Source organism: Micromonospora sp. KC723 (assembly GCF_004348595.1).
In the GTDB taxonomy this organism is placed as follows: domain Bacteria; phylum Actinomycetota; class Actinomycetes; order Mycobacteriales; family Micromonosporaceae; genus Micromonospora.
On the sequence record NZ_SMKD01000163.1, the window covers coordinates 1 to 11,083 of the forward strand.

The following is an 11,083-nucleotide window of genomic DNA, read 5'->3' on the forward strand; positions in this document are numbered from 1 at the left end:
CTGTCGGGGTACGGGGGTCAGGCCAGCGCGGCCAGCAGGCGGGCGCGGAGCACGGCCGCCTGTCCGGCGAAGTCCCGCTGCGCCGAGGCGTACTCGGCCCGCCCCTCCGGGGTCTCCACCCGCACCGGGGCGTACCCGAGGGCGGCCAGATCGTACGGGCTGGCCCGCATGTCCAGCACCCGGATCTCGCGGGCCAGCGCGAAACAGTCCGCCACCAGCTCGCTCGGCACCAACGGCGAGAGCTTGTACGCCCACTTGTAGAGGTCCATGTTGGCGTGCAGGCAGCCCGGCTGCTCCAGCGCGTGCTGGCTCTCCCTGGTCGGGGCGAGCAGATTCAACGGCCGGGCCGGCGCGGTGAAGAACCGGTACGCGTCGAAGTGGCTGTACCGTACGCCCCGTTCCTCGACCACCGCCGCCGTCCGCTGCGGGCTCAGCCGCAGCGGCCAGGCGTTGTGCCGGACCTCATCCTGGGTCTGCCGGTACACCATCGCCCACTCGTGCATGCCGAAGCAGCCCAGGTGCGCCGGGCGGCCGGCGGTGGCGGCGAGCAGACCACGGATCCAGGCGATCGAGTCGGCGCGACGCTCGCGTACCCGGCCGGTGTCGAGGGTGACCCCGGCGGCGTCGGCGCGGTAGTCCCGCCCGAACTCGGCCGGATCGGCGTCGCGCAGCAGCACGCCCGGCCCCGGATGCCAGCGCCGGAGCTGGGCCGGCCGGTACGCGTAGTAGGTGAAGAGGAAGTCCTCCACGGGGTGCTTCCCGCCCTGCCGGCGGCGGGCCAGGTGCGGCGCCAGCCAGGCGTCCACCCGTTCCTCGTGCGCGCGTCGCCGGGCCTGCCAGTCGGCCGCGCCGAGGGCGGCGGGTGCGGGGGCGGCGGTCACCGACCCAGGGTACGACCGCCGCTCCGCCGCCGGTCAGGGCACGTCCACCCGCACCCCGGCGGAGAACACCCCGCTGCGCAGCTCGAGCTGTTCGGGCTGCTGCGGTCCGGTGAGGGTGAACACCAGCGGCAGCACCACCCGGCTGCCCGCCGCCAGGGGCTGCGCGAAGACGTCCCGGCCCAGGTTGACCCGCCGGGTGGCGTCCTGGTCCGTGCTGACCCAGTTGCCGCCGGGCAGGTAGGCCCGTTGCAGCTCGCCGTGCCAGACCTGTTGCTCGGGCGTCACGTTGCGCACCCCGACCGTGGCCTGGCACCGCCGGCCCGTTCCGGTGCCGGTCTCGCAGGCCACCCGGTAGACGGTGAACTCGAACGCCTTCTCCCGCAGCGGGGTCCCGACCGTGCCGGTGGCGCTCCTCCCGATCCACGCGCCGCTGGTGGGCTGCTTGTCCGTGTCGATCGCGGAGACCTCCCGGGTGGCGGTGAACACCGCCCCGGAAACCACCGCGGCGAGGACCACGGCGACCATCCCGACGATCGCCCAGCCGGGCGGTCGGCGACGTCTGCCCGGCATGCCCGGGGCCGCCGGTCGCGGGTAGACGGTGCCACCGCCGGCGGTGCCCGGCCCTCCGGCGGACGGCGGGGCACCCGCAGTGACGGGCGCGACGCCGGTCGGTTCCACGCCGGCACGACGCCGCCGCAGGCGCAGCCATCCCCAGATGAGGCCAGCGGTCAGCACCGGCAGCACGACCAGGGCGGCGGCCAGGACCGGCGGCCGTCGCCAGGCGGGGGCGGCCTCCTCGGCCTGCGCCGCCGGGTTCGCCGCCGGCTGCCAGGTGACGGTGGCGCAGTCGTACGGCCGGTTGCCGTCGCTGGTGAAGGCGCAGGCCGGTGCGGTGACCGACCGGCCGGGCGCGGTCTGCGCGAGCGCCGTCTGAACGGTGCTGGTGCCCCGGGCCGGTAGCCGCAGCCGCCAGGTGACCTCCCCGGTGCCCTGCGGTCCGGCCGTCCGGGTGACCCGACCGCCGGCGCTCACCGCGGTCGTCGAGGTACCCGCCGGCAGTTGCTGCCGCACCATGGCGTCGACCGGGGTGCTGCCGCCGTTGCGCACCTGGATCCGGTAGCCGGGGGCCGGTGTCCCGGCCGCCGTCACCGACACGGTGACCGGCGGGGCCGGGCGGGGCACTCCGGGGTGAGCGGTGGTGGCCATCCCCGGCGCCGGGACCGCCGGTGTCACCGGGATCACCGCCCCGGTGGCCGCGACGCCGGACAGCCGCGACGCATCCGGCGTCGGCCGGGCCGCGCCGACCGGGTGGGCCGTGCCGGCCCCGTGGCGTGGTGGCGCGGGAGTCGCGGCCGGCAGCGGACGTGCCGCCGGCGCCGTCGCGGACGGGACCGGACGCGCCAGCGACGCCGGTGTCGCCGGGGTCACCACCGGAGTGGCCGCGGCCTCGGTCGGGGACGTCACCGTGGGCAGGGCCGGCACGGCGGCGAGGATCCCCAGGCCGTGTACGAACACGGCGAGGGCCCTGTGGTGTCGTCTCGATGCAGGCATACGAACGCACCTCCGAAGCCGACGCTAGGGGCGGTCCCCTCCGGCCGGGTACGAAGTTCCGAATCTCGCCCCCACCGGCCGCGCCGGGCGTACCCTGCGCCGACGGCGCCTGTGGTCGGGGGGCGTCGCCGGACTCCGGACCGGCTGGCGGGGCTAGATTGGCCAGGTGCGTATCGCTCGTTTTGCTCATGCCAAGGGAATGTCGTTCGGGGTCGTCGAGGGCGAGCCGGGTGGCGGGCCGCAGGCCCTGACCATCGCCGAGATCGAGGGCCACCCGTTCGGGCGGATCCAGTTCACCGGCGGCCGGTGGGCGCTGTCGGACGTACGGCTGCTCTCGCCGATCCTGCCCAGCAAGGTGGTCTGCGTGGGGCGCAACTACGCGGAGCACGCCGCGGAGCACGGCAGCGAGGTGCCGAAGGAGCCGCTGCTCTTCCTCAAGCCCTCCACCTCGGTGATCGGGCCGAGGGACGCGATCCGGCTGCCGATCTTCTCCAAGCAGGTGGAGCACGAGGCGGAACTGGCCGTGGTGATCGGCGCTCCCGGAGCGCGGCGGGCCAACCGGGCCACCGCCGAGCAGGCGATCTTCGGCTACACCTGCGCCAACGACGTCACCGCGCGGGACCTCCAGCGCTCGGACGGGCAGTGGACCCGGGCCAAGGGCTTCGACTCGTTCTGCCCGATCGGCCCCTGGATCACCACCGGGCTGGACGTCTCCGACCTGGAGGTCCGCTGCGAGGTGGGCCGCCGTCCCGACGAGATGGAGGTACGCCAGCTGGGCCGGACCAAGGACATGGTCTTCGACGTGCCGGCCCTGGTGTCGTACATCTCGCACGTGATGACGCTGCTGCCCGGCGATGTGGTGCTGACCGGCACCCCGGCGGGGGTTAGCCCGCTCGTCGAGGGGGATACGGTCACCGTGCGGATCGAGGGGATCGGGGAGCTCACCAACCCGGTGGTTCCGGTCGCCTGATCCGTCCGATGCCCTGTTTTCGCAGGTCAGATGCGGTTCGGGGGGTTGGATTTGGCCTGTTGGCGTGGGGAGGGTAAAGTTCTTTCTCGGCGCCGCAAGGGGCCAATGGGGTATGGGGTAATTGGCAGCCCGACTGATTCTGGTTCAGTTAGTCTAGGTTCGAGTCCTGGTACCCCAGCGCAACCGTGGATTCGCGAGAATCCCGGACGCTGGATTCTGGCGGAGTTCGCTGTGTGCCCGCTCGGGCGGCAGATGATCTCTGATAGAGTGCAGCTTCCCCACCGGCTCCGGTGGGGAAGCGAAGTTTGTTCTGGCCCCGTCGTCTAGCGGCCCAGGACGCCGCCCTCTCAAGGCGGTAGCGCCGGTTCGAATCCGGTCGGGGCTACAGCACTGAAAGCCCGTCCCACCTCTTGGGGCGGGCTTCTTCGCGTTCGGGCTGGTTCCGCGTCCGTTCCGCGGGGCGTCCGAGCTCTGGCCGGCGGTGTTGCCGGGACGGCCGCCGCCCCGGCCCGGTGCGGTGACCCCCTCGGTGGGGCGTCACGGCGGTGCCGCTAGACTACAACCGCACCGCCCGCCAAGGTGGTGTTGCAGGAAAACTGCCTGGCCCCGTCGTCTAGCGGCCCAGGACGCCGCCCTCTCAAGGCGGTAGCGCCGGTTCGAATCCGGTCGGGGCTACACCCGGAACGGCCCGTCTCGTCCCACGAGGCGGGCCGTTCCCTTCTGCCGCCCCGCCCAGCCTGTCATCGCCGGCAAGGGTGGGCGGACGCGCGGTGGTGGCTCGTGGAATGCGGCAGGGTGCGGCGTCCAGGCGCCCGGTAACCCGCCAGCGTGGGCGACCTCCGAATCACAGGCCGGAGAGGCGCTGGCCGGCGCGGACGACGGCCATGGCGTGGCGTTCGCCGGGACGGCGACCGAGGCGCTCGATCGGACCGGAGATGCTGATCGCGGCGATCACCCGACCGGTGCGGTCCCGGATCGGCGCGGAGACGCTCGCCACACCCGCCTCCCGTTCGGCGACGCTCTGCGCCCAGCCCCGGCGGCGCACCTCGGCGAGGGTGCGCCCGGTGAACTTGGAGCGCGGCAGCAGCGGCATCACCGCCTCCGGTGGCTCCCAGGCGAGCAGGATCTGCGCCGCCGAGCCCGCCGTCATCGGCAGCACCGAACCGACCGGCACGGTGTCCCGCAGGCCGCTGGCCCGCTCGGCGGCGGCCACGCAGACCCGCTCGTCGGCGCGGCGTAGGTAGAGCTGGGCGCTCTCGCCGGTGGCGTCGCGCAGCGCGGCCAGCAGCGGCTCGGCCGCGGTCAGCAGCACGTCCGGGGCGGCGTTGGCCAGCTCGCCGAGCCGGGGCCCGGGTCGCCAGCGGCCCTGGGTGTCCCGGACCAGCATCCGGTGGATCTCCAGCGCCTGCGCCAACCGGTGCGCGGTGGCCCGGGGCAGCTTGGTGCGTTCAACGAGTTCGGCCAGGCTGGCGCCGTCGACACAGGCGGCCAGGATGACCACCGCCTTGTCGAGGACGCCGACACCGCTCATACTGTGTCCCACAAGCCGAAATTTACCTCCCAGAATTTAGGATGTCCAGATGGTGGGAGCCACTCGACCGAGGACCCTGGCCGAGAAGGTCTGGGACGCGCACGTGGTACGGACTGCCGAGGGTGAGCCGGACCTGCTCTACATCGACCTGCACCTGCTGCACGAGGTGACGAGCCCGCAGGCCTTCGACGGGCTGCGCCTGGCCGGCCGCCCCGTGCGCCGGCCCGATCTCACGCTCGCGACCGAGGACCACAACACCCCGACCGGGTACGACGACCCGTCGTTCCGGCTGCGCCGCGGTGATCTGCTCACCATCGCGGACCCGACCTCGCGTACCCAGATCGAGACGCTGCGCCGCAACTGCGCCGAGTTCGGCCTGCGGCTGCACCCCCTCGGTGACGAGAACCAGGGAATCGTGCACGTCATCGGCCCGCAGCTCGGCGTCACCCAGCCCGGCATGACCATCGTCTGTGGCGATTCCCACACCGCCACCCACGGCGCCTTCGGGGCGCTCGCCTTCGGCATCGGCACCAGTGAGGTCGAGCACGTCCTGGCCACCCAGACACTGCCGCAGAGCCGGCCGAAGACGATGGCGGTGAACGTCGTCGGCGAGCTGGGCCCCGGGGTCACCGCCAAGGACCTGGTGCTCGCGCTGATCACGCAGGTCGGCACCGGCGGCGGGCGGGGCCACATCGTCGAGTACCGGGGCGAGGCCATCCGGCGGCTCTCCATGGAAGGCCGGATGACGGTGGCCAACATGTCCATCGAGTGGGGCGCCAAGGCCGGCCTGATCGCGCCGGACGAGACCACCTTCGCGTACCTCAAGGGTCGGCCGCACGCCCCGCAGGGCGCGGAGTGGGACGCGGCGATCGCCTACTGGCGGACCCTGCCCACCGACGCGGGCGCGACCTTCGACGCGGAGGTGACCCTGGACGCTGGCCGGATCACCCCGTTCGTCACCTGGGGCACCAACCCGGGCCAGGGGGCGCCGCTCGGCGCGGTCGTGCCGGACCCGGAGGAGTTCGTCACCGAGGCGGAGCGGACGGCCGCCCGGCGGGCCCTGGAGTACATGGACCTCACCCCCGGCACGCCCCTGCGGGACCTCGCCGTGGACGTGGTCTTCGTCGGTTCCTGCACCAACGGCCGGCTGGAGGACCTGCGCGCCGCCGCCGACGTGCTGCGCGGGCACCGGGTCGCCGACGGCGTACGGATGCTCGTGGTGCCCGGCAGCGCGGCCGTCCGGGAGGCGGCCGAGGCGGAGGGGCTGGACAAGGTCTTCTCCGACGCCGGCGCGGAGTGGCGCTTCGCCGGCTGCTCCATGTGCCTCGGGATGAACCCCGACACGCTCAAGCCCGGCCAGCGTTCCGCGTCGACCTCCAACCGCAACTTCGAGGGACGGCAGGGCCGGGGCGGGCGTACCCACCTGGTGTCGCCGCCGGTCGCCGCCGCCACCGCCGTCGTCGGCCGGCTCGCCGCCCCCGCCGACCTGTAGAAGGGCAGCCGAGAGATGGACAAGTTCACCACCCACACCGGCACCGCCGTGCCACTGCGGCGATCCAACGTGGACACCGATCAGATCATCCCGGCCGTGTACCTCAAGCGGGTGACCCGGACCGGCTTCGCCGACGGGCTCTTCAGCGCGTGGCGGGAAGACCCGCAATTCGTGCTCAACGATCCCGCATATTCCGGTGCGTCGATTCTCGTGGCCGGTCCCGAGTTCGGCACCGGGTCGTCCCGGGAACACGCCGTCTGGGCGCTGCGCGACTGGGGGTTCCGGGCGGTGATCTCGCCCCGCTTCGGTGACATCTTCCGGGGCAACGCCCTCAAGGAAGGGCTTCTCCCGGTGGAGTTGGAATTGAAAGCGGTCGAGGAGATCTGGGCGCGGACCGAGTCCGACCCGACCACTCCCCTCACCGTCGACCTGACCACCCGCGAGGTCCGGCTCGGCGAGTCCCGCTGGTCGTTCCCGCTGGACGACCACAGCCGGTGGCGGCTGATGGAGGGCTTGGACGACATTGGACTCACCCTCCGGCACGAGGCGGAGATCAGCGCGTACGAGTCGTCACGGCCGGCGTTCAAGCCTGCCGTCGCGTAGCCGAACGTCCCACGTTTCCTCGGTTCTCGCCCCCACCGGATCCTCCGGTGGGGGCGAATCCGTTACGACACAAGGGCTTTTTTCCACCGAATGTTTGTGTCCAGGCAGCACAGGGCATACGGTGCGCGCAGAATGGCTCGCGTCGAGTCAGTCGCACAATCGGGAGGAAGTCGTGAACAAGGCCGAGCTCATCGAGGCGCTCGCCGCTCGCCTGGGGGACCGGAAGACGGCGACGGCCGCGCTCGACGCGGTCCTCGCTGAGGTCCAGGCGGCGGTCACCAAGGGCGAGAAGGTGGCAATCACCGGCTTCGGAGCGTTCGAGAAGCGCGTCCGGGGTGCCCGAACAGCCCGCAACCCGCGTACCGGTGAGGCGGTGAAGGTCAAGAAGACGTCCGTCCCGACCTTCCGTCCGGGTGCCGGATTCAAGGAGATGGTGGCCAGCGGCAAGGTGCCGAAGGCCGCGGCCCCGGCCAAGAAGACCGCCACGGCGGCCGCCAAGACCACCGGCGCGAAGGCGACCGGGGCCAAGGCGACCGGGGCCAAGGCGACCGGGGCCAAGGCGACCGGGGCCAAGGCGGCGGGTGCCAAGGCCACCGGGGCCAAGGCGACGGCGGCGAAGAAGACCGCCGCCGCGCCCGCCAGGAAGACCACCGCGACCAAGGCGGCCAAGGCCACCACGGCCAAGTCCGCCACCACCAAGGCCGCCCCGGCCAAGAAGACCACGGCGGCGAGCAAGGCCGCCGCGGCCAAGAAGACCACGGCGGCGAAGAAGACCACCGCCGCGAAGAGCACCACGGCCAAGAAGGCGCCGGCGAAGAAGTCCGCCGCCAAGCGCTGAACGGCCGCGTACGACGGGAAGGGCGCCCACCACGACGGTGGGCGCCCTTCCCGCGTCAGAGCCGGTCGGCGGCGAGCAGCCGGTCGGCGGTGAAGGCGAGCAGCCAGCCGCCGCCCTTCGGGGTGGCGAAGTCTCCGGCCCGGCCGGTCAGCCGTGCCAGCACCCCCGGGATCACCTTGCCCTGGCTGCACATCCCGACCGGTTCGCCGACGGCGGCGAGCGACAACAGCCGGCCGGCGGCGGCCAACTCGCACTCCTCGCGTTGTTGGCCCGGACGCGGCTCGTCCAGGTCGCCGCACACCTCGATCGGCAGGTCGAGCCGGGCCGCGGCCGGGTCGAGGGTCTGCACGCAGCGGCGTGCCGACGCCGACAGCAGCCGGGTCGGGCGGACCAACGCCACCAGCGGCGCCAACGCCTCGGCCTGGGCCCACCCCTCGACGTCCAGCGGCCGGCTGTCGTCCGGGCCGGACCAGGTGGCCCGCCTGCCGGCGTGCGCGTGCCGGACGAGGGCGATCGTCGTGGACACCGGGGGCAGCGCGGCGAACGCCGTCAGCACCTGCGCGTCGTGCGGGTAGCTGACCAGCCGCACCGCCTCGTCGACGCTGAGCCAGCCCACCTCGTCGACCTCGGTGCCCGGCTGGAAACCGCCCGCGCCCACCGCCCGCATCGACCAGTAGTCGACCGCCTTCGGTCGGCCCTCGCTGCGGTAGCGGACAGTCGGGAGCCGGACCTGCGGGACGGCCCGCACGTCGCTCTCCTCGGCCACCTCGCGGACGGCGGCCAGCAACGGGTGCTCACCGTGCTCCAGCTTGCCCTTCGGCAGCGACCAGTCGCCGTAGCGGGGGCGGTGCACCAGGCAGACCTCGACACCGCCGTCTGGGCCCGGCCGCCAGACCACCCCGCCCGCCGCCCGGATGCCCGCCGGTTCCTCGTCCACCATCCGGTCACCATACGTCCGCCGCCACCGGCACGGGCGGCTCAGCCGGCGGTGCCGCCCACCCGCCGCAGCAGGAGCTCCTGGAGGTCCGCCAGCGGTTCCTCCGACGTGCCGGTACGTCGGGTCCAGGTGCCGTCGGCCGCCAGCTCGAAGGCGTCCACCTCGGGACCGAACGCGGCGGTCAGCACGTGGTCCAGCTCGGCCCGGGCCACCGGGTCGCTCACCTGCACCAGCGCCTCCACACGTCGGTCCAGGTTGCGGTGCATCAGGTCGGCCGACCCCATCCAGAACTCGGTGTCGCCGTTGTTGCCGAACCGGAAGATCCGGGAGTGCTCCAGGAACCGGCCGAGGATCGACCGGACCCGGATGTTCTCCGACAGCCCCGGCACCCCCGGCCGCAGCGTGCACATGCCCCGGATCATCAGGTCCACGTGCACGCCGGCCCGGGACGCCCGGTACAGCGCGTCGGTGATCTCCTCGTCGACCAGCGCGTTCACCTTGAACTGCACCAGGCCGGGCATGCCGAGCCGGACGTGGGTGATCTCCCGTTCGATCCGTTCGACCAGGCCGCGGCGGATGCCCTGCGGGGCGACCAGCAGCCGCCGGTACGCGGTCTGCCGGCTGTACCCGGTCAGCACGTTGAACAGGTCGGTGAGGTCGGCGCCGATCTCCGGGTCGGCGGTGAGCACCCCGAAGTCCTCGTACAGCCGGGCCGTCTTCGGGTGGTAGTTGCCGGTGCCGATGTGGCAGTACCGGCGGATCTGGTTGCCCTCCTGGCGTACCACCAGCGCGGTCTTGCAGTGCGTCTTGAGGCCGACCAGGCCGTAGACGACGTGGCAGCCGGCCCGTTCCAGGGTGCGCGCCCAGCCGATGTTGGCCACCTCGTCGAAGCGGGCCTTCACCTCCACCAGCACCACCACCTGCTTGCCCGCGGCGGCCGCGTCCACCAGGGCGTCGACGATCGGGGAGTCGCCGCTGGTGCGGTACAGGGTCTGCTTGATGGCGAGCACGTTCGGGTCGGCGGCGGCCTGCTCGATGAAGCGCTGCACGCTGGTGGCGAACGAGTGGTACGGGTGGTGCACCAGCACGTCGCCGTCGCGGAGGGTGGCGAAGACGCTGCGGGGCACCTCGCCCTCGGCGAGCCGGGGGTGGGTGGCCGGCACGAACGGCGGATCCTTCAGGTCGGGACGGTCGGCCTCGCCGTACAGCTGCCACAGCGCCGACAGGTCGAGCAACCCGGGCACCCGGAGCACGTCGTGGTCGTCCATGTCCAGCTCGCGGACGAGCAGCTCCAGCATGTGGTCGGAGATGGACGCGGCGACCTCCAGGCGTACCGGCGGGCCGAAACGACGTCGGGCCAGTTCCCGTTCCAGCGCCTGGAGCAGGTCCTCGTCGCGGTCCTCGTCGACCTCCATCTCGGCGTTGCGGGTCACCCGGAACAGGTGGCACTCGACGACCTGCATGCCGGAGAAGAGCTGGCCCAGGTGCACCGAGATCAGCTCCTCGACCGGCAGCATCCGCAGACCGGGCCGGTCCCGCGCGACCCGGACGAAACGCGGCACGTTGTTCGGCACCTTGACCCGGGCGAACAGTTCGGAGCCGCCGTCCGGGTCGCGAACCGCGACCGCCAGGTTCAGCGAGCGCCCCGAGATGTACGGGAACGGGTGCGCCGGGTCCACCGCGAGCGGGGTGAGCACCGGGAAGATGTGCTCCCGGAAGTAGGTGCGCAGCCGTTCCCGCTCCGAGTCGTCCAGGTCCGCCCAACGCAGGATGCGCACGTTCTCGGCGGCCAGCCGGGGCAGCACGTCGTGGACGAAGCAGGCGGCGTGCCGGGCCACGAGACCGGCGGCTTTCTCGGCGACCAGTTCCAGCTGGGTGCGCAGCGGCAGCCGGTCCCCGCCGCGGACCGGCAGGCCGGCGGAGAGGCGGCGCTTCAGCCCGGCGACCCGCACCATGTAGAACTCGTCGAGGTTGCCGGCGAAGATCGCCAGGAACTTCGCCCGCTCCAGCAGCGGGGTGCGCCGATCCTCGGCCAGGGCCAGCACCCGGGCGTTGAAGTCGAGCCAGGACAGCTCCCGGTTGAGGAACCGGTCCTCGGGCAACGGCTCGGCGGTCGGGTCGGCCGGCGTCGTCCGCTCGTCGGCGTCGAGCACCTCGTCCAGTCCGGCGGAGGCGCCGGCGGTGCTGGCGTCCGGGGAGTCGGGTGTCGTGTCGGGGGTGTCCTCGGGGGCACGGGACGGGCGGAACCGCCCGTCGACGCCGCGCCGCCGGGTGCCGTTG

The 11,083-nt window shown here is 72.9% G+C and carries 9 protein-coding genes and 3 tRNA genes; 7 read left to right on the top strand and 5 right to left on the bottom strand.

All coding sequences use genetic code 11. From position 1 onward, the window contains the following. Positions 1-17 precede the first annotated feature (17 nt). Together E1165_RS25140 and E1165_RS25145 are read right to left on the bottom strand one after the other, a co-directional pair. Entirely contained in the window at positions 18-881 is an 864-nt protein-coding gene (locus E1165_RS25140; protein ID WP_132394210.1) for a 3-methyladenine DNA glycosylase, read from the bottom strand. Positions 882-914: 33 nt separating this feature from the next. Continuing rightward, a complete protein-coding gene (locus tag E1165_RS25145; RefSeq protein ID WP_132394211.1) occupies positions 915-2,432 on the bottom strand; it encodes a hypothetical protein in 1,518 nt (505 codons plus the stop codon). A 166-nt stretch (positions 2,433-2,598) separates the two neighbouring features. On the opposite strand from E1165_RS25145, the gene E1165_RS25150 reads away from it, so the two are divergent. The 4 genes from E1165_RS25150 to E1165_RS25165 all read left to right on the top strand — a co-directional run bounded on the left by E1165_RS25150 (position 2,599) and on the right by E1165_RS25165 (position 4,077). Beyond that, entirely contained in the window at positions 2,599-3,402 is an 804-nt protein-coding gene (locus tag E1165_RS25150) for a fumarylacetoacetate hydrolase family protein (protein WP_132394212.1), read from the top strand. Positions 3,403-3,508: 106 nt separating this feature from the next. Beyond that, a tRNA-Gln gene (locus E1165_RS25155) sits at positions 3,509-3,580 on the top strand. A 134-nt stretch (positions 3,581-3,714) separates the two neighbouring features. Beyond that, positions 3,715-3,787, top strand: a tRNA-Glu gene (locus E1165_RS25160). A gap of 217 nt (positions 3,788-4,004) precedes the next feature. After that, positions 4,005-4,077: transfer RNA gene (locus tag E1165_RS25165), tRNA-Glu, on the top strand. Positions 4,078-4,246: 169 nt separating this feature from the next. Here the strand turns inward: E1165_RS25165 and E1165_RS25170 are convergent. Continuing rightward, positions 4,247-4,933: an IclR family transcriptional regulator gene (locus E1165_RS25170; protein ID WP_088977837.1), complete on the bottom strand. Its 687-nt coding sequence runs from the start codon at positions 4,931-4,933 to the stop codon at positions 4,247-4,249. A 49-nt stretch (positions 4,934-4,982) separates the two neighbouring features. Between E1165_RS25170 and leuC the strand changes: the two genes are divergently transcribed. The 3 genes from leuC (at position 4,983) to E1165_RS25185 (ending at position 7,866) form a co-directional block, all read left to right on the top strand. Then, entirely contained in the window at positions 4,983-6,425 is a 1,443-nt protein-coding gene (gene leuC, locus E1165_RS25175) for a 3-isopropylmalate dehydratase large subunit (protein WP_132394213.1), read from the top strand. Between the two features lie 15 nt (positions 6,426-6,440). Beyond that, positions 6,441-7,028, top strand: coding sequence for a 3-isopropylmalate dehydratase small subunit (gene leuD, locus E1165_RS25180; RefSeq protein WP_132394214.1), 588 nt, complete (start codon positions 6,441-6,443; stop codon positions 7,026-7,028). Between the two features lie 172 nt (positions 7,029-7,200). After that, on the top strand, positions 7,201-7,866 hold the full coding sequence (locus tag E1165_RS25185) for an HU family DNA-binding protein (RefSeq protein WP_207917034.1): 666 nt from the start codon (positions 7,201-7,203) through the stop codon (positions 7,864-7,866). A gap of 55 nt (positions 7,867-7,921) precedes the next feature. On the opposite strand, the gene E1165_RS25190 is transcribed toward E1165_RS25185, so the two are convergent. Together E1165_RS25190 and E1165_RS25195 are read right to left on the bottom strand one after the other, a co-directional pair. Further along, positions 7,922-8,806, bottom strand: a complete 885-nt coding sequence (locus tag E1165_RS25190) for an NUDIX hydrolase (RefSeq protein WP_132394216.1) — start codon at positions 8,804-8,806, stop codon at positions 7,922-7,924. 38 nt (positions 8,807-8,844) lie between these two features. Continuing rightward, the coding region (locus E1165_RS25195; RefSeq protein WP_132394217.1) for an RNA degradosome polyphosphate kinase at positions 8,845-11,083 on the bottom strand (2,239 nt) is incomplete at its 5' end.

Coding starts and splice junctions, on each gene's coding strand:
- E1165_RS25145 (WP_132394211.1), bottom strand. CDS start 2,432: ATGCCTGCATCGAGACGACACCACAGGGCCCTCGCCGTGTTCGTACAC.
- E1165_RS25170 (WP_088977837.1), bottom strand. CDS start 4,933: ATGAGCGGTGTCGGCGTCCTCGACAAGGCGGTGGTCATCCTGGCCGCC.
- leuC (WP_132394213.1), top strand. CDS start 4,983: ATGGTGGGAGCCACTCGACCGAGGACCCTGGCCGAGAAGGTCTGGGAC.
- leuD (WP_132394214.1), top strand. CDS start 6,441: ATGGACAAGTTCACCACCCACACCGGCACCGCCGTGCCACTGCGGCGA.
- E1165_RS25190 (WP_132394216.1), bottom strand. CDS start 8,806: ATGGTGGACGAGGAACCGGCGGGCATCCGGGCGGCGGGCGGGGTGGTC.